Below are 20,800 nucleotides of genomic sequence, written 5' to 3' on the forward strand. Positions count from 1 at the left end.
CGGTGTGACGCTCACGCGTCGGTGAGGAGCTCGCGGACCCGCGGGATGACCTGCGTGCCGTAGAGCTCGATGCTGCGCAGCTGCTCCTGGTGGCCCAGTGTTCCGTGCGAGTATTTCATGTCGAAGCGGCTCAGTCCCAGCGCCCGCGCCGTCGCGGCGATCTTGCGGGCCACCGTCTCGGGCGAGCCGACATAGAGCGAACCGTCGGGGCCGGTCGACCGCTCGAACTCGATGCGGGTCGGCGGCGGCCAGCCGCGTTCACGACCGATCCGGCCGACATACTCGCGGTAATGCGGCCAGAGTTCTTCGCGGGCCTGCGCATCGGTGTCGGCGACGTGCCCGGGCGAATGCACCCCCACCGGGAGCGGCGAGCGGCCCAGCTCCCCGAGCGCGCGGTGATACAGGTCGACATAGGGGCGAAAACGCAGTGGGTCACCGCCGATGATGGCGAGCATCAACGGAAGACCGTACGACGCCGCGCGCACCACCGACTCCGGGCTGCCGCCGACGGCGATCCATGTCGGTAGCGGGGCATTCTCGAGCTCGGGGTAAACCGGCTGCGCGCGCAACGGTCCACGCGTGGATCCCGACCAGGTCACCGGGTCACCGGTCCGCAGCTCCGCGAAGAGTGCGAGCTTGTCGGTGAACAGGTCCTCGTACTCGGCCAGGTCATAACCGAACAGCGGGAACGACTCGGTGAACGACCCCCGGCCCAGAATCACCTCGGCGCGCCCCGACGACAGGGCGTCGACGGTCGAGAACCGCTGGAACACGCGGATCGGGTCGTCGGAGCTGAGGACGGTGACCGCCGAGCCGATCCGCATGCGCTGTGTGCGAGCGGCGATGGCGCCGAGGACGACCTCGGGGGCCGACACCGAGTAGTCGGCGCGGTGGTGCTCGCCGACACCGAGGAAATCGACGCCGACCTCGTCGGCGAGAACTGCCTGTTCCAGCAGATCCCGGAGCGTCTGTGCGCCCGAGCGCAGGGTGCCGTCGGACTCGGCGGTGATGTCGCCGAAAGTGTCGAGGCCGAGTTCGAGGTCATGCGGCTCGAGGTCATGCGGCTCGAGGTCATGCGGTGCGGGTGGTGATTCCATCGGCTCTCTCATCGGTCGGGCGGGATCGGTCGGGGAAGGCGCAAATCTGTGTCCGTTCAAGCCACGGACGTGCCACACCGGCAACATTTTTCGGAAACGTCGCATTCCCGAGGGCGTGCGGGTGACATGCTCATATTCGTTCGGGGGCCATCTCGGCAGACCCCGTCTTCTAGACAAAGGAGATCCCCGATGTGGGATTCGTTCTGGGACTTCATCTGGTACACCATCGTCATCTTCGCGTTCGTCGCATACCTGATCGTCCTCTGGCACATCATCGCCGACCTGTTCCGTGACAAGGCGGCGTCGGGATGGCAGAAGGCGGTCTGGGTGGTCTTCCTGATCGTCTTCCCGTACCTCACGGCCATCGTGTATCTCCTGGTCAAGGGCAAGGGGATGGCCGAACGGCAGCGCGAGGCCTTCACCGAGGCGAAGCAGGCATCCGACGAGTACATCAAGTCGGTCGCCGGAACCTCGCCGACCCAGCAGATCACCGAGGCCAAGTCGCTGCTCGATTCCGGTGCCATCACGCCGCAGGAGTTCGAACACCTGAAGGCCAAAGCGCTCAGCGGAGCCGCCTGAACCGCGCTACGGTCAGCTCCACGGAGGTGAAGCGTAGCGACCAGGAGTGAGCCCGCGTGATCGGATACCTGTGCAGGCGCATGGCGACATGGGCTGTCCTGGTGTTCATCGCGACCAACCTCACCTACTTCCTGGCCACCTGGTTTCTCGATCCGAGGTCGAACTACGCGATCCGGCGACCCCCGTTGCCGGAAAGCGTCGTCGACGCCACACTCGAGACCTACAACCTCAATGACAAGACCCCACTGCTCCAGCGTTGGTGGGAGTGGCTGACCGGCGTTGTACTCCATTGGGATTGGGGATCGACGCCGGTCGGCGAGAGTGTCAACGCCGAGATCGGGTTCCGCCTGATGTCCTCGGTGCAATTGCTCGCGGCGGCCACCATCATCTCCACGCTCGTCGGGATCGCCCTGGGCGTCTACACCGCGTTGCGCCAGTACAAGTTCTCCGACCGTGCCTGGCAGTTCATCTCCATCGCGACCATCAATCTGCCCGTCCCGGTGGTCGGCCTCGGCATCGTGCTGGCCGCCATCTCCGTCAACCAGTTCGCCGGTTCCTCCGTCGTGTACGTGTCCGGGGCGTCGACCGTCGGTGTCGAGGGTTTCTTCCCGGTACTGCTCGATCGCATCCAGCACCTCATCCTGCCGACCATCACGCTCGTCATCGTGCAGTACGCGGGACTGCACCTGCTGCAACGATCCATGGTGCTCGACACGATCAACGCCGACTACGTCCGCACCGCACGCGCCAAGGGACTGACCCGCGGCGTGGCGGTACGCCGACATGCGTTGCGCACCGCCATCATCCCGGTCGCCGTCGGGATCGCCTTCGCGGTCCCCGCCGTGTTCACCGGGGCCGTTCTGACCGAGACCATCTTCGGATGGGAGGGGATGGGACGCTACTTCGTGACCTCGATCAACACCAACGACGTGCACGGTGTGGTGGCGGTCGCCGCCTTCGGCGCGCTCGCCACGGCGATCGGGGCGATCCTCGCCGACCTCGCCGTCGTCTACCTCGATCCGAGAGTCCGGGTGAGCTGACATGGCGATGATGCCGCCCGAACCGCGCGGTCAACAGTCCGGTCATCAGAACGCGACCGCACCCATCATGGGCGAGACCGGTGGGCTGCTGGCCGAGACCGATGCGACCACGACGCCGCTGGCCCGGCGACGGGTCGGGCGCGTCAAGATCTTCGCAGGCCGGTACGCGCGCAACACCTCTGCCGTCGTCGGCCTGGCGATGTTCGTCCTACTGGTGCTGTTCGCCCTCTGCGGCGGACTGTTCACCTCGTACTCCTACACCGACACCGATTTCCTGGCCATCGGGTTCCCGCCGTCGGTCCAGGGATCGGCGGGGGCCCAGGGATCGGCGGGGGCACACTGGTTCGGCACCAATGACGCCGGCAACGACCTGTACGCCCAAGTGGTACACGGTCTTCAGCGCTCCCTGACCATCGCGCTGACGGTATCGGTCGGGACCACCGCGATCGCCGCGCTCCTCGGCGGGCTCGCCGCGTATTTCGGCGGCTGGGTCCAGCGGATCGTTCTCGGGACCGTCTACCTGCTCCTCGTCGTACCGACCTTCCTCATCCTCGCGCTGGTCTCCAACAGCACCGGCGGCGACTGGCGATGGCTGATCGTCGTGCTGACGGTGTTCGGGTGGATGATGCTGGCGCGGGTCATCCACTCGCTGGCGCTGACGGTGCGTGAGCGCGACTACGTCACCGCCGCACGCTATCTCGGAGTGTCCCCGCTGAGAATCATCCAGCGTCACATCCTGCCCAACATCGCGTCGCTGCTGGTGATCAACTTCGCCCTGGGCGTGGTGGCCACCGTGCTCGCCGAGACCGGGTTGTCGTTCCTCGGTTTCGGCGTCAAGATCCCCGACGTCACCCTCGGCTCGCTGTTGCAGGCGGGGGCAGGCACGCTGGCGGCGTCGCCGTGGCTGTTCTGGTTCCCCGCGGCGGTGCTGTCGCTGCTGACGATCTCGATGGCACTGATCTCCGACGGCCTGCGCGACGCCTTCGACCCGACCTCCCGCGCATCGAGAAGGAAAGCCAACGCGCGGAATTCATCGAGACGAGGGGCGAGCAGATGACCGCCGACGCGACTCTCCTCTCCGTGCGGGACCTGCGGGTGGACTTCGGGAGCGAGGCCGGGATCGTCGACGCCGTCCGCGGCCTGAGTTTCGACCTCCGGCCCGGCCGGACGACGGCGATCGTCGGCGAGTCCGGATCGGGTAAATCGGTGTCGGCCATGGCCGTTCTCGGGCTGCTCCCCGAATCGGCACGGGTATCGGGATCGGTCACGCTGCGCGGACGTGAGCTGATCGGCTTGTCCGACAAGGAGATGTCGGCCATCCGCGGCCAGGACATCGCCATGGTTTTCCAGGACCCGCTGTCGTCGTTGACGCCGGTCTACACCGTCGGTGCGCAGATCGTCGAGGCATTGCGCGCCCACCGGTCGATCACCTCCACGCAGGCATGGGGGCGGGCAGTGGAACTGCTGGACCTCGTCGGGATCGGCGATCCGGTCCGCCGGGCCAAGGCGTTCCCGCACGAATTGTCCGGCGGCATGCGGCAACGCGTGATGATCGCGATGGCCATCGCCAACGATCCGTCGGTGATCATCGCCGACGAACCGACCACCGCGCTCGACGTGACGATCCAGGCGCAGATCCTCGACGTTCTGCGCACCGCCCAGCGCGAGACCTCCGCCGCGATGCTGCTGATCACCCACGACCTCGGGGTGGTCGCGGGCAGCGCCGACGACGTCGTGGTCATGTATGCCGGTCGCGCGGTCGAGACCGCCGACGCCGACACACTTTTCGCCCGGCCGCGGATGCCGTACACGATCGGCCTGCTCGGGGCGGTCCCACGCGTGGACCGGCGAACCGACGCGCTGATCCCGATCCCCGGCACCCCTCCGATCCTCATCGATGTGGCCGACGAGTGCCAGTTCGCGCCGCGCTGCCCGGTCGCGATCGACGAATGTCGCAGTACCGAGCCGGAGTTACGTGATGCGGGCGACGCCCGCCGGGTGGCATGCATCCGGGTCGGTGAGATCGACGCCGACGGCACCCTCGACGGCAGGCCGGTCTTCGAGATTCCTGAACCATCCGCTGCCGCTTATCATTCCGACGCGACCGAGCCGGCCGGCACGAGCGGTGCGGAACGCGACGATCGGCAGACGGTGCTCGACATCGCGAACATGACCAAGGTGTTCCCGCTCACCAGCGGGTTGCTCAAGCGCCGGGTCGGCTCGGTGCGGGCGGTGAACGACATCAGCTTCGACATCAGGCGCGGCGAGGCAATGGCACTCGTCGGCGAGTCGGGGAGTGGTAAGTCCACCACCCTGCTCGAGATCATGGAGTTCGCCCAGCCCGCCGGGGTGGTGCGCATCGGCGGCGTCGATCCGGCGTCGGTGCGCTCACGGCAGGCGCGTGCACTCCGCCAGAAGGTCTCCATCGTCTTCCAGGATCCGTCCGACGCGCTCGACCCGCGGTTCACCGCGTTCGACATCGTCGCCGAACCCTTGCGAGCCCTGGGGATTCCGAAGGACGAGACGGAGAGACGGGTGGCCGACCTGATGGCCCGGGTGGGTCTGGACCATGTTCACTCCGACCGGTTCCCGGCGGCGTTCTCCGGCGGACAGCGACAACGACTCGCGATCGCCCGGGCGCTGGCGGCCGACCCCGAGCTGATCATCCTCGACGAACCGCTGTCGGCGCTCGACGTCTCGGTCCAGGCCGGGATCGTCAACCTGATCCGCCGTCTGCAGTCCGCCGGAGATGTCGCATATCTCATCGTCGCCCACGACCTCTCGGTGGTCCGCCACCTCGCCGATCGGGTCGCGGTGATGTACCTGGGGGCGATCGTCGAGTCCGGTCCGACGGATGCGGTCTTCGGCCGGCCCGCGCATCCGTACACCCGTGCCCTGCTGTCCGCGGTGCCTGTCCCGGATCCCCGCATCGAGCGGGAACGCCGTGCGATCGTCCTGCGCGGTGAACAACCCAGTGCGACAGAGGAGATCCTCGGTTGCAGTTTCGCCGGGCGGTGCCCGTTGTACAGCAGGCTCGCCGACGGACAGCAGCAACTCTGCCGCACCACGATCCCCCTTCTGCAGCCGACGATCGAGGAGCGAGCCGCCGGCGCCGATCACCGGGCGGCCTGCCATTTCCAGGAGGCGGAGCTGTGACACGGCTGTGGTGCCTGATCGCATCGGTGGGGCTGGTCGTCGCGTGTGTCGCCGGTTGTGGCGCCGCGGTGGACGTCGGCGAGGCGGTCCACACCGAAGGAGCGTCGCTCAATCCCCAACCACGCGAGAACCTGCGGGAGGGAGGGAGTCTCACCACAGCCCTCACGGAGGTCTCCCCGCAGTGGAACACCTTCCACGCCGACGGGTCGGCGTACACGCTGGCGCTGTGGCGCTGGTACAACCCGGTCCTCGCCTACTTCTCACCCGACGGTGTGTACTCACCGAACCCCGACTACCTGACCGATGTGCGTACGGAGACCGTCGACGGTGACACGGTGGTCACCTACACGATCAACCCCGATGCGTTCTTCAACGACGGCACCCCGATCGACTACCGTGCCTTCGTCGAGACGTGGCGCACCAGCAGAGGTCTCGACGACCGGTACATCGTGAGTTCGACCGACGGATACAGCCAGATCGACTCGGTGACCCGCGGAGTCGACGACCGGCAGGCGGTCGTCCGCTTCGACGGCGTCTACGCCTGGCCCGACGGCCTCTTCAACCTCGTGCTGCACCCGAAGGCCGCCGACGCCGACACCTACAACAAGGGATACGTCCAGAATCCGCACCCGGAGTTCGGTGCCGGCCCGTACACGATCGCCTCGTATGACAAGAACGCCGGAACCGTGGTGTTCGAGCGCAACCCGAAATGGTGGGGTGAACCGGGCAAACTCGATCGTCGGGTGTTCCGTCAGCTCGAGTCGCAGGCGGCGTTGAACGCCTTCCAGAACGGCGAGATCGACGCCACCGGGGTCGCGGCGAAGGACGCCCGCGCACGGGTGCTGACGATGAACGGCGTCGACATCCGAACCGCCGCCTCACCGCAACAGGCGTTGCTCGTCCTCAACCTCGACGCTCCGATCCTCGGTGATCCGGTTGTGCGGGAGGCGGTCATGAAGGCCATCGACCGGGCGACATTGGCCCGCATCAGGTTCACCGGCCTCAACTACACCGAGGAGCTGCCCGGCTCGCTGTCGCTGTATCCGTTCCAGCCGGGCTATCGGGACAACCTGGCAGGGGTGGTCTCCTATGACCCCGACCAGGCCGCGGCGTTGCTCGAGCGTGCCGGGTGGCGCAACGGAGGCGGCGACACCGACGACGGTATCCGGACCAAGGACGGCAGGCGTCTGTCGCTGACGCTTCCCAATGTGGGCGACGACACCACCGGCCTGAACCTGTCACGTGCCCTTCAGGCGATTCTGGCGAAGGTCGGTATCGACCTGGTCGTGCAGCAGCGGCCGTCGTCGGACTTCTCGAAGGTGGTGGTGAACAAGGAGTTCGACCTGTTCATGATGGGTTTCCAATCGAGCGACCCGTTCGGGATGGCGTACTTCTGTCAGGTGTGGTGCAGCGATTCACAGTTCAACCCGGCCGGAGCGGGAACGCCTGAACTCGATGCACGGATCCGCGCGATGTCTCGGATCGGTGATCCGATGGCCCAGATCGCCGCGGGCAACAAGGTCGAGCACGAGGCCTTCGAGCAGTACTCCAACCTGCCGTTGTTCAACGGTCCGGCGATGGTCGCGGTGAAGAGCGGTCTCGCGAACTACGGTGCCGGCCAGTTCTACGTCGGGCCGATCGAGGACATCGGCTGGGAGAAGTGACAATCCGGCCGTCTACCACAAGCCACTGACATCTTTGGGGATCAAGGCCTCGGCGGTAATCGTTGCAGGACAATGAAAGTCGGTATAGCATCGAACCTACATTCGAACTATCGGCTCCGGGGGGTGACCGTCATGTCCGACACCGCAGAGGTGAACGACGTCGACACTCCACTGTCGCGAGCGTCGGAGTTGGTGGCCGAACTGCACCGGATCACCACAGAGTTGCAGACCACCGACCTGTCCCGTTGCACCGACACCGAGCTCGTCGACGTAGCCGCCGGCACCGAACGGGCCATCGCCCGGATCACTGCCGCCGGCGACCGGCAGATCGTGGCGATCATCGACCGCGACATCCCCGGCAAGACCGGGCACCGCAGCATCACGCAGTTCATGACCCACCGGCTACGGGTGTCTGATCCGCTGCGGCGCACCACACACCGCAACGCCCTGGCCACCTTCACCAATCATCTCGGCGAATCCCTCGACCCCGAGCACCCCACACTTGCCGAGGCCTTCGCCGACGGCGAAGTCGGTACCGCCCACGTGCGGGCCGTCATCGATGTGCTCGACCAGATCCCGCATGCGGTCGAGCACGACGTCAAAGTCGCGGCCGAACGACAGATGACCGAGATCGCCATCGCCCACACCCCCGCCGACATCACCAACCTCGGCGCCCGACTCCTGGCCCACCTCGACCCCGACGGCACCCTGGCCGACGACACCGACCGCCAACGCCGCCGCCAACTGTGGGTCAACCGCCAACGCGCCGACGGCACCGCCAAGATGACCGCCACCCTCACCCCCGAACTCGCCGCCCGGGTGACGATGCTGCTGGCGGTGTGGGCCAAACCCGGAATGAACAACCCCCAAGACCCGCTCAGTCCACACGGGGCCTACACCGATGCCGACCCCGCACAACTCGACACCGCCGCGGCCCGCGACGACCGCACCCCGGCCCAGATCAACCACGACGCCCTCAACGCCCTGCTGACCGCGGTCTTCGACGACGGGCTGCTCGGTGAGAGCCACCGCGGACTGCCCGTGCAAGTGATCGTCAAAGCCGACCTCACCGATCTGATCCGCGAAGCCGGACTGGCCACCACCGTCACCGGCACCCTCATCCCCATCCCCGACCTGATCGAGATGGCCGCGAACACCACCGTGCAGCCATGGCTGGCGATCTTCAAAGACGCCACCGCCGTCCCGCTGTACTTCGGCCAGGGCAAACGCCTCGCGACCCGCGAGCAGAGACTGGTCTCCTTCGCCCGGCCCGACGGCGAGGTGTGTTCGGCCCCCGGCTGCGGCCAACCCGCCGCCCACGTCGAGATCCATCACGCCCAACTCGACTGGGCCGCCGGTGGACTCACCGACATCGACGACCTCACCCCCGCATGCCCCACACACAACCGCATGGTCGGTGACCGACCCGGCCAATGGACCACCCGAATGCAACGCTCCGGCCCCGACGAAGGCCGCTGCGTGTGGCGGCTCAACGCCGAGCCAGGAGCACCACCCAACCCCGAACACATCAACCGGCGCCCCGATATCCCGGATCGGCTGGCCAGCCACCTGGCACAGGTGCGCAACGACATCCACGGACCCCAGACGTCCGGCAATGCTCCACGCCTGTACGCCCGCCGCATCATCGACCAACGATTCATCATGGCCGGCCCAGCCGACCAGCCGACTCCTACGACTCCCGCATCGTCGGTCATCGAGAAACGCCTCGAAGAACTCCTCACCCGAGTCTGATTGCTGCGCAGCGCCGCTCACCGGGGACGTCGTTCGCCCCGGCGGGTGGTGGTTGCGACGTGGTCTCGGACTCCTACGGACCGGTTGCAGCGTCGGGGACCGGGCCACCGACCCGCCATAGCGGGTTCACCGGGCCGTGTCCCGCACCCAACGGGTATGCCGAGGCGAGACATGCTGTGACCCAACCCTTTCCGAAACCGACCGCATCGGGTACCGAGAACCCGTGCGCCAGAGCGCAGGTGATCGCCGCCGCGAGGGTATCCCCGGCGCCGTGGTCGTGGGCGGTGTCGATGCGTTCATGACTGAGCTCGATGAAGTCCTCGCCGTCGGAGAGCAGGTCGGGTGACTGAGCGGATGAACGCAGGTGACCGCCCTTGACGAGCGCCCACCGGGGACCGAGATCGAGCAGCGCCTTCGCCGCGTCACGCTGGGTGGCGGCGTCCACGACGTCGATGCCGGTGATGAGCCGCACCTCGTCGAGGTTCGGGGTCACCAGGGTGGCGAGCGGGAAGAGTCGGTGGCGCAGTGTGTCGAGTGCGGAATCGGCGAGCAGCTGATTACCGTGCATGGAGGCGCACACCGGGTCGACGACCAGCGGAACCGGGGTGTCCCGGCCGATCCCGCTCCGGGCGCACTGGTCGACGATCGCGTCGATGATCGGCGCCGAGGCCAGCATCCCGGTCTTGGTCGCACCGACACCGATGTCACCTGCCACCGAATCGATCTGCGCGGCCACGGTCTCGGGCGCGATCTCCTGGAACCCGCTGACGCCCAGCGAGTTCTGGACCGTCACGGCGGTCACCGCGACACAACCATGCAATCCGAGCAGAGCGAACGTGCGCATGTCGGCCTGAATCCCGGCGCCGCCGCCGGAATCCGAACCGGCGATGGTGAGCACACGCACCGGCGTCAGACCCGGTGCGGCGACAGGGAGCAACTCGAACCCGTTCGCCACCGGCCTGCTGGTCATACAGCACCTCCGGAACTGGCCTCGAGCGGCAGGTACACGCGGTTGCCGGCCTCGGCGAACTCCGCCGACTTGGCGGCCATGCCCTCGGCGATGGTGCGGTCGATGTCCTCGGCGGTCACGAGTCCGTTCTCCTCGGCGTAGGCGCGCACATCCGCCGAGATCCGCATCGAGCAGAACTTGGGGCCGCACATCGAACAGAAGTGTGCCGTCTTCGCCGGTTCGGCGGGCATCGTCTCATCGTGGTACTCGCGTGCGGTGTCGGGATCGAGCGCGAGATTGAACTGGTCGGTCCAGCGGAACTCGAAGCGCGCCTTGCTCAGTGCGTCATCGCGTTCCTGGGCGCGCGGATGTCCCTTGGCGAGATCGGCCGAGTGCGCGGCGATCTTGTAGGTGATCACGCCGACCTTCACATCGTCGCGGTCGGGTAGTCCCAGATGTTCTTTCGGTGTCACGTAACAGAGCATCGCGGTGCCCGCCTGGGCGATCATCGCGGCGCCGATGGCCGAGGTGATGTGGTCATAGGCCGGCGCGATGTCGGTGGCGAGAGGCCCGAGTGTGTAGAACGGCGCCTCCTCGCACAGCTCCTCTTCCAGGCGCACGTTCTCGGCGATCTTGTGCATGGGTACATGCCCTGGCCCCTCGATCATGACCTGCACGCCATGCGATTTCGCGATCGAGGTGAGTTCGCCGAGGGTGCGGAGCTCGGCGAACTGCGCCTTGTCGTTGGCGTCGGCGATGGATCCCGGACGAAGGCCGTCGCCGAGGGAGAAGGTGATGTCGTACCGGCGGAAGATCTGGCACAGCTCGTCGAAGTGGGTGTACAGGAACGACTCCTGGTGGTGCGCCAGACACCAGGCGGCCATGATGGAACCGCCGCGCGAGACGATGCCGGTGACCCGCCGCGCCGTCAGCGGGACGTACCGTAGCAAGACCCCGGCGTGCACGGTCATGTAGTCGACGCCCTGCTCGGCCTGCTCGATCACGGTGTCGCGGTATATCTCCCAGGTGAGTGAGGCCGGATCGCCGTTGACCTTCTCCAGCGACTGGTACATCGGCACGGTCCCCACCGGGACGGGGGAGTTGCGCAGAATCCACTCGCGGGTGGTGTGGATGTCGGCGCCGGTGGACAGGTCCATGATCGTGTCGGCGCCCCAGCGGGTGGCCCACACCATCTTCTCCACCTCGTCGGCGATGGAACTGCGCACTGCCGAATTGCCGATGTTGGCATTGACTTTCACCGCGAACCGCTTGCCGATGATCATCGGCTCGGATTCCGGGTGACGGTGGTTCGCCGGGATCACCGCGCGTCCGATCGCCACCTCCGACCGGACGAGCTCGGCGTCGACGCCCTCCCGGGCGGCGACGAATCTCATCTCGTCGGTGACGATCCCGGCACGTGCCCAGGCGAGCTGGGTACTCGCCCCGTCCACGGGTTCCGGACAGTTCCAGGTCCGCCGCGTCGGCGGCAGGCCGCGAGCGAGATCTATCTCGGCGGAGGCGTCGGTGTACGGACCGGAGGTGTCGTAGACATCGAGGTGCTCGCCGTTCGTGAGATGCACGCGTCGTTTCGGGACGCGCAGGTGGTCGACGGTGAGGTAGTGCTTGGTGCTGCCCTCGATGGGGCCGAGGGTGAGATACCCCGAATCGGCTGGTGCGCTGGTCTTGCGAGTGCCGGATACACGTGTGCCCATGGCTGTCTCCCTACGCCGGCATTACCCGGACAGGTTCGAGCGGTCGGCGACCGCCCGTCGCCATCTCAGCCCTCGGTCATCGTGAGAGCCCCCGCGGTGTGTAGTTGTTGTCGTGCGTCAGCCACGATACATCCTGCTGCTGCGAGATCCATCGCGCTCGGCGTGCGCCGGGGAGGTGTTTCGCGCGATCGGGTGCGAAAGACAGCGGTTACGGTTCCGTAAGGTACTATGTGATCCGTGTCACAAGTGGGCTCCCATCGCGAGAAGCGGCGGCGCACACAGTGACCGGGCAACGTGATCGGACAACGTGTCCCAGAGGTGAGGAGGGGTAGGTGCGGCGCAAGTATCGTCACCGGCCACCGCAATCGGCGAAGTCGATTCTGCAGCAGATCTCGCAGGTGGTGCACAACCGAGACCGCGACCGCTTCGAACTCTGGGTTGCCGGCGACCTCGTCGGAGTCGCCGGCTACTCGACCGAGACCGTCGACGGCGAAACCACGATCACCGTGCTGCACACGGTTCTGTACGACGAGTACAGCGGCCATGGTCTCGCCACGCGACTCACCCGCACCGTCATCCACTACGCCCGTGACCAGGGTGCGCGGATGAGGCCGGTGTGCACGTTCACCAAGCGCTACCTCGACACGCACCCGGGAGTGGTCGACCTCGCGCCGGTGTGAGTGGCCGAGGTAGCAGCTTCGGCGCGCTCAGTCGGCGGTGGCCAGCAGTGTCTCCCGCAGCACCTTCTTGTCGATCTTGCCGACCGCGGTGACCGGGAGTGTCGTGACCACGCGGACCACGTCGGGAAGTTTGAACGACGCCAGTCCGCGCTCGGCGAGGAACGTGCGAAGCGTTCTCAGCTCCAGCGGCCGTTCCGACGGGTGCTCGTGGGAGAGCACGACGGCCGCGCAGATCTTCTCGCCGAGGGCGTCGTCGGGTAAGCCGACCACCGCGACCTGACGGATCGACGAGTGGGCGAGGAGGTTCTCCTCGACGTCGTCGGCGGCGACGTTCTCGCCGGCCCGCACGATGGTGTCCTTGATGCGCCCGGTCACCGCGAGGTGGCCGGAGGGCAGGCGGGTGACCTTGTCGCCGGAGCGGTAGAACCCGTCGGGTGTGAAGGACTTCTCGTTGTGGGCCGCGGCCCTGTAGTACCCGCGGATCGTGTACGGCCCGCGCACCAGCAGCTCGCCCTCCTCGCCATCGGGCACGTCGGCGCCGTCCTCGTCGACGACGCGAACCTCGTCGAACTCCGACATCGGTGAACCCTGCACCTCGTGGACGAGATCGCGGGGTTCGTCGGGCCGGGTGTAGCAGATGAGGCCCTCGGCCATGCCGAACACCTGCTGTACGACGTCGCCGAGTGCCGCATCGAGCGCGACGGCGTCGGGCTGGGCCAGTTTGGCGCCGCCGACCTGGAGCAGCCGCAGCGAGCTGATGTCGGCGGGCTCCCATTCGGTCGCCGCACACCACAGTTGTGCCAGGGCCGGGACCAGGGCGGTCACCGTGACGCGGTGGGCTTCGATGAGGTCGAAGGTGTTGTCCGGGCTCGGATTGTCGGTGAAGACCACGTGGCCGCCGACGAGGAACGTCCCCAGGATTCCCGGGCAGCACAGCGGGAAGTTGTGCGCCGCGGGCAGCGCCACGAGGTAGGTGTCGTCGGCGGTCAGGCGTGCGACCTCGGCGGACCGGCGGGCGTTGAGGTCGTAGTCGTCGTGGGTACGCGCGATGAGCTTGGGCAGCCCGGTGGTGCCGCCGGACACCAGGAACAGCGCGGGGATCGTCGGATCGGGGTCGGCCGGCAGTTCGACGGCCGACGGGTCGGCGTCGGGGATCGCGGCGAACGGTCCGGGATCGCCGGAGATGAAGATCTGGGCGACGCCGGGGACGCGGGCCTGCAGCTCGGTCGCCAGGTCGCGGAAGTCGAATCCGCGGCGGCCGTCCTCGCCGATGTAGGCGACGGCGTCGGCGCCCGCGGCCAGATGGGCGATCTCGGTGATCCGGTGGGCGGGCAGCGTCATCACCGGCACGACGCCCGCGCGGAGCAGGCCGACGAGGGTGACGGCGAAGTCGAGGGAGTTGTTCTGCTGCAGGACCACGCGCAGGCCGGGACGCAGCCCGGCGTCGACGAAGCCTGCCGCCCGCCGGAGCGTCGCGCGGCGGAACTCGGCGTAGGTGAGTGTCCGCGGTCCGTCGACGGTGGCATCGGTGACCGCGGGGGAGTCCGGTGTGCGTTCGGTGGCGAGGTCGAGGCCCGCGAACAGCGGAAGGCCCCGGAAGATCCCGGCGTCCCGGTATCGCTGGGCCTCGGCCTGGGCATACGGGGTGAAGCCGTCGAGCAGGTCGGTCACGTGGTCGAGGTGCGTCGGCATGAGTTCATTCAAACACGCCGCAGGGTAGGGTAACCTTACTGGTCGTCGCGAGTGGGGGTTCGTTCCGCTGTCGACCCAGGGGGATACCTTGATTAGGCTGCCCTAAGATCCCTAGGATCATCGGTGCCTCACCGCATCACGACCGGAGGAACGAAGGACATGTCGCTGACAACCGAATCGCACGCCGCGGGGTTCGTCGACCTGCCGGCGCCCGCGTCGCCGCTGAGTGAGGCCGACGCCGCACGGATCACGGCGGCCTGGGCGGGCTCCGGGGAGTTCGGTGACCACGTCGTCTACGAGCGGAACCGGCGCTGGACCTTCGCGGCCGGTGTTCGCGCCCGAGTCGTGATCACCCGGGACGAGGTCATCGTCGACGACCAGGGCAACCGCACGACCACCGCATGGCACGGAGACCCGGCCGACGCCCTCGCCGCCGCGACCGCGGCGCTGTCCGACTCCGACTGGCGCGTGTACGGCTGGGTCGGCTTCGACTTCTGTGCGCCGTACCACGGCATCCTCGATCGCGTTCCCGCCGACACCGTGCTCGCGCACCTGATCGTCCCCGAAATCGAGGCGGTCGTCGACGCGAACGGCGTCGACACCGGCACCGCCGACCCCGACCGTGCGCGCAGACTCCTCGAGATCGCCTCGGCGGCAGAGCTTTCCGGCGAGTCCCGGCCGGTCGATGTCAGTGCCGACCCCGACGACTACCGCGGCCGCGTCGCCACGGCCATCGCCGAGATCCACAGCGGGCGGTACCAGAAGGTCATCCTCTCGCGCGCCGTCGACATCCCCTTCGAGGTCGACATCCCCGCGACCTATGCGCGCGGCCGCGCCGACAACAATCCGGCACGCTCCTACCTGCTCTCCCTCGGCGACCTGCAGGCCGCCGGTTTCAGTCCCGAACTCGTCGTCGCGGTGCACGGCGACCGCACCGTGGTCACCGAGCCGCTCGCCGGGACAAGGGCTTTCGGGGTCTCGGTGGAACGCGATGCGGCTGCCCGCGCCGAGCTGCTCTCCGATTCCAAGGAGATCGCCGAGCATGCCATGTCGGTGCGCGCCTGCTTCGACGAGATCGCCTCGATCGCCGTCGACGCCACCACTGCGGTGAGCGAGTTCATGGAGGTGCGTGAGCGCGGTAGCGTCCAGCACCTCGCATCCACCGTCCAGGGCACCCTCGCCGACCACGAAACACCCTGGCGCGCACTGGAGGTCGTGTTCCCGTCGATCACCGCGTCGGGCATACCGAAGACCCCGGCCGTCGAGGCGATCGACCGCCTCGAGTCGCGTCGCCGCGGTCTGTACTCGGGCGCGATCCTGACCGCGTCGTCGACCGGAGAACTCGAGGCGACCCTCGCCCTGCGCACCATCTTCTCCTCCGTCGACGGGGCGTGGCTGCGTGCCGGCGCCGGCATCGTCGCCGAGTCGACGCCCGAGCGCGAGTTCACCGAGACCTGCGAGAAGCTCGGCAGCGTCGCCCCCTATGTGATCGCACGCTGATCACCGGATACGTTCCTTCGACCATCACCATCTCAGGAGTCACCACATGTCCGACAACATCACCGAAGCCCTGCGCGGCATCCTCGAGGAAGACCTCGACCTCGCGCTCGGTGACATCAGCCGCGACTCCCAGCTGATCGACGACCTCGGTCTGGACTCGGTGGCGTTCGCCATCGGCGTGGTGGCCATCGAAGAGCGTCTCGGCGTGAAGCTGTCCGAGCGCGAGCTCTTCGAGTCCAAGACGGTCGGCGATCTCGAGGATCTGATCCGGTCGAAGGCCGACGCAGCAACTCCCAGATGAGCGTGGACACCGCCCAGAGCGCGAACACGACAGCGCAGACGTACGCAGAGTTGCTCGACGCGGCCTTCGACGAGAGGGTCACCGCGTGGACCGCGCAGGCCGAGAGCGATCACCGCTTCCCGCGGCCGCTCCTCGAGCACCTCGGTGAGGCAGGGGTCTTCACCCGCAAGTGGGAGGACCGAAAGCTCACCGACCTGCACGACCACTTCGCGCTCGGACGCCACCTCGGTGCGCTGGGTTCGGGCGCCATCGGGGTCGGTGTCAGCCTGCACGACTCGGCCATCGCCATCCTCCGCCGCTTCGGTCGTACCGACTACCTCAAAGACCTCGCCCAGCGCGCGATGACCGCCGAGGCGGTGCTGTGCATCGGTGCCTCCGAAGAGCAGGGCGGCTCGGACCTGCAGAACTCCGAGACCCGGATCGCGCCCGAGAACGGCGGATACCGCGTCGTCGGGCACAAGAAGTTCGTGTCGCTCTCGCCCATCGCCGACCACATGTTCGTGGTGTGCCGTGGCGTCGAGGACGGCCCCGACGGTGGCCTGGCGAACGCGGGCGGCAACGTGGCACTCGCCGCGGTGCCCATCGACTCGGTCCAGGTCGGCGAGCCATACCAGAAGCTGGGTGCCGGCCCCCTCGACACCGCGCCCGTCACGATCGACGCCTGGATTCCGGAGGAGGCGCTGATCGCCCGCCCCGGAACGGGTCTGGCCATCATCAGTTGGGGCCTGGCGCACGAGCGTTACTCGGTGGCCGCGCAGATCGCCGCCTCCTGTGAGGTGATGATCGGGGTGACCCTCGCCCGGATGATGGACCGTACCCAGTTCGGCAAGAAGCTCTACGACCACCAGGCGTTGCGTCTGCGGATCGCCGACCTGCAGGCCCGCGTCGACGTGCTGGACTATTCGTTGAAAGGTGTTGCCGCCGAGGGCAAGATCAACTTGCGGACCGCGGCGGCCCTCAAGGCGACGGCGGCCAACCTCGGCGAGGAGGTCGCCTCGGAGTGCTTACACATCTTCGGCGGCATCGGTTACCTGGACACCGGCGTACCGATCGGACGCTGGTGGCGGGACATGAAGCTGGCGCGGGTCGGCGGCGGCACTGACGAGGTCCTGTGGGAACTGGTCGCCGCGGCGATGAAACCCGACACCGAGCGTTACCGTTCCCTGCTTTCCGGTTCCGACAACCAGACGCCCTGAGCGTCCACCCCGACACACAGACGCCCCGGCGTCGCGACCAGAGGTCACCATGAACAGTCCAGTCAGCACCCCGGTAGATGCCCGCGTGACCGAACTCGCGCCTCCGGACTTCACGTATCTCCACATGGATTCCGACAGTGCCCCCATGCACTGGTCGATGATCCTCGAACTCGACACCGGCGGCGAGCTGCTCGGCCTCGACGAGGTGCGGGCACGTGTGCGGGAACGCGCCGGGCTGTTCGACATCTTCCGGATGGGCGTTCGAAACGGCCGGTGGCGTAAGCCCGAGGTGGTGCTCGCCGATGCGGGCTGGGATGCGGGCGAGCACGTCTCGGAGCTCGGTTTCACCGATCGCGCACACCTGAACCGCAGGGTCTCCAAGCTGCTGGAGACCCCGCTGCCGCGGCCGCGCCCGTTCTGGGACATCACGCTGTTCACCCCGTCCGCCGGCGCCGAGGGCATCGGCCAGTGGGTTCTGCTGCGTGTGCACCACAGCATCTCCGACGGCATCGCGGGCGCGGCGTTCGCGGCGCTCCTCGCCGACGGCGAGGAAGAGGATCTGGCCGAGTTCGAGCGGTTCGCCACCAGTCCCCGGTTCCGCATCAGCGGCATCGACCCGGACAAGCTCAAGGAGGCGAAGGCGGCCTACGCCGACCAGCATGCCGCCGGCGGCGGCAAGAAGCGGGCATGGCCCGCCCTGACGAAGTCGGGCAGACGCGAACACGCCCTGTTCACCGCGTCGACCCGCACGCTGCGCAAGGCGGCCAAACGCAACGACGCCACCGTCCACGAGTTCCTGCTCGCGGCCATCGGACGCACCCTCAGCATCAACCCACCCGCCGCACCGCAGGCAGAGGTCGTCCGTGTGACACTGCCGGTCACTCTCGACGACGAGTTCCGCCACACCGGCAACGCAGTGTCTGTCGCGCTCCTCAACCTGCCGGGCAACGAGAAAGACCTGTCTCGCCAGATCGACCGGGCGCGAAGCGAATTGGGCACCATCGCCGAACGCAAGCCGGAGCTTTACCTGGCCGCCGCCGACGATCTGCCGCGCGCGCCGCTGTGGGGCCTGCAGCGCGCCATCGTGAACGCGTCGATGTCGCACATGCACCCGGACATCCACGTCGGCATCAATCCCGGCTTCTCGCGGGTGCGATCGGTGCTCGGCAAGTCGATCGTCACCCTGACGCCGTTGTCGCCGCTCGCGGGTTACTCGCTGTCGGTGACCGCACTCATCCTCGGACACACCACCACCTTCGGGATCGTCACCGACTCCGAAGCCCTACCGGGGTACGCCGAAAAGTTCGTCGAGACACTCGACGAAGTCCTTCGGGAGGCCCTACCGTCAGCATGACGGACGACCGAGCTTAGGCTCACCTAGTAACCCGGGGGTTCCCGGCCGCGATGCACTACCTGGCCACACCACCGGCGACCGAAAACATCACAACGGAGACAACACCATGCGCAACGACGTCAACTACCAGGACCCGGAGACCGTGGGCGACACCCATGAACCGGACGCGGGTTCGGAGAAGCGGTCGCGCGGGATCAACATCCCCACCGTGCTGGCGTCGGCAGGCGTCGCTGCCGTCATCTCCGCACTCATCGTCACCATCGGCGTCGTCGGTCTCGTGGTCAGCGAGCGGAACGACTCGTCGACCTCGGCCCAGCCGACCGTCATGAACCTCGGTGCCGCCGCGAATCCCATGCAGCCGCAGGCGGTCGCCGGCGCCAACCAGCCCGGCGCCGTCCCCGGTCAGCCGGCTCCCGCAGCGGCACCGGCCCCCGCGCCGGCCGCCGAGAACGTACCCGAGAGCGGCGGCACCGTCGGAGCTCCGCCGGCCGCCAACCCGGCCCCGGCTCCGGCGCCCGCACCGGGAGCGGCCACCGCGCCGCAGCAGCAGCAACCCGCGGCGGCCGCCGCGCCGACGGCACTCACGCCGGGACAACTCAACACCAAGGTCAAGATCATCATGGACGCCCGCGGAAGCCGTGCCGCGCGGATCGCCGAACTCGAGGGCGGGGAGCGCGCGCTGCGCCAGATCGACGCCGTCGCGGCCGCGATCACCACCTACGGCAACGTCGGCCTCAGCTACCAGATGATCAATCCGGTCCAGGTCAGCGGTACGACGATGACCGCTCCGCTGCAGATCAGCATCGTCGGACGCGGCAGCCAGAACCGCTCCATGACGTGGGTGTGGAACGGCACCAAGTGGCAGCTGTCCAACAAGAGCGTCTGTACCATCGCCGGCTTCCTGCTGCTTCCCTGCTCGCTCTGACCTGCCCTGCGGCCACTTGCCTGACTGGCACTTGCTCTGACGACACCGAACAACCCACTGGGAGATCTTCACCGTGACTTCACGACTTCGCCTCGGCGCGCTCATCGCCAGTGCGCTGATGTTCGCAGGCCTGCTGGCCGGCTGCTCGAGTTCGGATGACGAGGCCGGCGGCCAGGTGCAGCTCAACCTGCCCGACGGGCGGTCGGTCACCATTCCGGAGACTCCCGAGCGGATCGTGACATTGGGCGATCAGTGGACCGACGTCGTGCTGTCGTTCGGTGTCACCCCGGTCGGCTACTACGACTACTCCAAGTCGGCCACGGGGGAGATGCAGCCCTGGTACGGCGAGAAACTCGCCGACGCCACCTTCGTCGACCCCACCAAGGGCGACGACGCGACGACCATCGCCAAGCTCGACCCGGACCTGATCTTCGCGCCCGGCTTCGCGTCGAACAGCCCGGAGTTCCAGCAGATCGAGAAGCTCGCCCCGACGGTCAACTCCATCAGCGGCCAGGAGATCGACCCCTGGCAGGACATGGTCACCGTCATGGGAACCGTGCTGCACGAGCCCGAGAAGGCGAAACAGATCATCGACGGCGCCAAGGCGAAGATCGCCGCGGTCGGCGAGGAGAACCCCGGGCTCAACGGGAAGACCTACGCATTCGCCTTCATGTACGGCAACGATCAGCTGTCTGTTCTCGGGGACGAGAACGACGGTGCGGCAAAGCTGTTCAGCGAGCTCGGCCTGAAGATGGCGCCCAAGCTGGCAGCCGAGTACCAGCGCACCGGCCAGCCGCGCTTCGGGCTGAGCACGGAGAACATCCCGATGCTCGACGCCGATGTGCTCGTCGTCGCGACCGCCACCCCGCAGCAGGCCGAGACCCTGCGTGGCCTGCCGGGATACAAGAACCTGAAAGCGGTGAAAGGCAACGCCGTCACGTTCATGACCCAGTCGCAGATCACCGGGCTCAACGCGCCGTCGCCGAACTCGATCCCGTACGTCTTGGATCTGCTCGAGCCCTCGTTCGCGGCTGCCGCGGCCTGATCCCGCCCATCCCAGACCATTCCGGCCCCGGTGTCGCCAGTGCGACGCCGGGGCCGGTTTGTGGTTCCGGGGCCTCGATCGCGGCCCTCGCCCTGGGGGCTCGGACCTACTCGGCCGGCGTGGGGTGCGCTGCTTGGGCCCGGGCGGTTCGGCGTGGG

At 67.6% G+C, this 20,800-nt stretch carries 17 protein-coding genes and 1 riboswitch; of the genes, 13 read left to right on the plus strand and 4 right to left on the minus strand.

All coding sequences use genetic code 11. The features are described 5' to 3' along the window. Positions 1-11: 11 nt before the first annotated feature. Complete coding sequence (locus H1R19_RS02535; protein ID WP_219850484.1) at positions 12-1,097, minus strand: LLM class flavin-dependent oxidoreductase; 1,086 nt, start codon at positions 1,095-1,097, stop codon at positions 12-14. 189 nt (positions 1,098-1,286) lie between these two features. On the opposite strand from H1R19_RS02535, the gene H1R19_RS02540 reads away from it, so the two are divergent. The 6 genes from H1R19_RS02540 to H1R19_RS02565 all read left to right on the plus strand — a co-directional run bounded on the left by H1R19_RS02540 (position 1,287) and on the right by H1R19_RS02565 (position 9,288). Beyond that, entirely contained in the window at positions 1,287-1,676 is a 390-nt protein-coding gene (locus H1R19_RS02540; protein ID WP_188331083.1) for an SHOCT domain-containing protein, read from the plus strand. A gap of 56 nt (positions 1,677-1,732) precedes the next feature. Beyond that, entirely contained in the window at positions 1,733-2,716 is a 984-nt protein-coding gene (locus H1R19_RS02545) for an ABC transporter permease (RefSeq protein WP_219850485.1), read from the plus strand. Position 2,717: 1 nt separating this feature from the next. Continuing rightward, the gene (locus tag H1R19_RS02550) at positions 2,718-3,773 is read left to right on the plus strand and encodes an ABC transporter permease (protein WP_219850486.1); all 1,056 of its coding nucleotides are present in this window, start codon (positions 2,718-2,720) and stop codon (positions 3,771-3,773) included. Continuing rightward, positions 3,770-5,872: a dipeptide ABC transporter ATP-binding protein gene (locus tag H1R19_RS02555; RefSeq protein WP_219850487.1), complete on the plus strand. Its 2,103-nt coding sequence runs from the start codon at positions 3,770-3,772 to the stop codon at positions 5,870-5,872. Before H1R19_RS02550 ends, H1R19_RS02555 begins: the two co-directional genes overlap by 4 nt. Then, positions 5,869-7,536 carry an ABC transporter family substrate-binding protein gene (locus tag H1R19_RS02560; protein ID WP_188331087.1) on the plus strand — a complete coding sequence of 556 codons (1,668 nt, stop codon included), beginning with the start codon at positions 5,869-5,871 and terminating at the stop codon, positions 7,534-7,536. The genes H1R19_RS02555 and H1R19_RS02560 overlap by 4 nt, the downstream gene beginning before the upstream one ends. A 132-nt stretch (positions 7,537-7,668) precedes the next feature. Continuing rightward, positions 7,669-9,288 (plus strand): HNH endonuclease signature motif containing protein, encoded by a 1,620-nt coding sequence (locus H1R19_RS02565; RefSeq protein ID WP_219850488.1) that lies wholly within the window; start codon positions 7,669-7,671, stop codon positions 9,286-9,288. Positions 9,289-9,361: 73 nt separating this feature from the next. Here H1R19_RS02565 and thiD read toward each other — a convergent pair whose 3' ends face one another. Continuing rightward, entirely contained in the window at positions 9,362-10,258 is an 897-nt protein-coding gene (gene thiD / locus H1R19_RS02570) for a bifunctional hydroxymethylpyrimidine kinase/phosphomethylpyrimidine kinase (protein ID WP_219850489.1), read from the minus strand. Continuing rightward, positions 10,255-11,949, minus strand: a complete 1,695-nt coding sequence (gene thiC, locus H1R19_RS02575) for a phosphomethylpyrimidine synthase ThiC (protein WP_219850490.1) — start codon at positions 11,947-11,949, stop codon at positions 10,255-10,257. Before thiC ends, thiD begins: the two co-directional genes overlap by 4 nt. Further along, positions 11,940-12,054, minus strand: a riboswitch (TPP riboswitch). It overlaps the preceding gene by 10 nt. A gap of 227 nt (positions 12,055-12,281) precedes the next feature. Between thiC and H1R19_RS02580 the strand changes: the two genes are divergently transcribed. Next, positions 12,282-12,629 (plus strand): GNAT family N-acetyltransferase, encoded by a 348-nt coding sequence (locus H1R19_RS02580; RefSeq protein ID WP_219850491.1) that lies wholly within the window; start codon positions 12,282-12,284, stop codon positions 12,627-12,629. 27 nt (positions 12,630-12,656) lie between these two features. Here H1R19_RS02580 and H1R19_RS02585 read toward each other — a convergent pair whose 3' ends face one another. Further along, entirely contained in the window at positions 12,657-14,321 is a 1,665-nt protein-coding gene (locus H1R19_RS02585) for a (2,3-dihydroxybenzoyl)adenylate synthase (RefSeq protein WP_219850492.1), read from the minus strand. Positions 14,322-14,480: 159 nt separating this feature from the next. Here H1R19_RS02585 and H1R19_RS02590 point away from each other — a divergent pair, with 159 nt between their 5' ends. From H1R19_RS02590 to H1R19_RS02615, 6 genes are all read left to right on the plus strand, one after another. Next, positions 14,481-15,821 carry a salicylate synthase gene (locus H1R19_RS02590; RefSeq protein ID WP_219850493.1) on the plus strand — a complete coding sequence of 447 codons (1,341 nt, stop codon included), beginning with the start codon at positions 14,481-14,483 and terminating at the stop codon, positions 15,819-15,821. A gap of 46 nt (positions 15,822-15,867) precedes the next feature. Next, positions 15,868-16,122 (plus strand): acyl carrier protein, encoded by a 255-nt coding sequence (locus H1R19_RS02595; RefSeq protein ID WP_188331094.1) that lies wholly within the window; start codon positions 15,868-15,870, stop codon positions 16,120-16,122. Continuing rightward, the gene (locus H1R19_RS02600) at positions 16,119-17,318 is read left to right on the plus strand and encodes an acyl-CoA dehydrogenase family protein (protein ID WP_219850494.1); all 1,200 of its coding nucleotides are present in this window, start codon (positions 16,119-16,121) and stop codon (positions 17,316-17,318) included. Before H1R19_RS02595 ends, H1R19_RS02600 begins: the two co-directional genes overlap by 4 nt. A 49-nt stretch (positions 17,319-17,367) precedes the next feature. Continuing rightward, the gene (locus H1R19_RS02605; RefSeq protein ID WP_219850495.1) at positions 17,368-18,672 is read left to right on the plus strand and encodes a wax ester/triacylglycerol synthase family O-acyltransferase; all 1,305 of its coding nucleotides are present in this window, start codon (positions 17,368-17,370) and stop codon (positions 18,670-18,672) included. A 106-nt stretch (positions 18,673-18,778) separates the two neighbouring features. After that, on the plus strand, positions 18,779-19,597 hold the full coding sequence (locus tag H1R19_RS02610; RefSeq protein WP_219850496.1) for an MTB12 C-terminal domain-containing protein: 819 nt from the start codon (positions 18,779-18,781) through the stop codon (positions 19,595-19,597). Between the two features lie 73 nt (positions 19,598-19,670). Then, on the plus strand, positions 19,671-20,642 hold the full coding sequence (locus H1R19_RS02615) for an ABC transporter substrate-binding protein (RefSeq protein WP_219850497.1): 972 nt from the start codon (positions 19,671-19,673) through the stop codon (positions 20,640-20,642). Positions 20,643-20,800 lie beyond the last annotated feature (158 nt).

It is taken from the genome of Gordonia jinghuaiqii, assembly GCF_014041935.1.
GTDB classification, from domain to species: domain Bacteria; phylum Actinomycetota; class Actinomycetes; order Mycobacteriales; family Mycobacteriaceae; genus Gordonia; species Gordonia jinghuaiqii.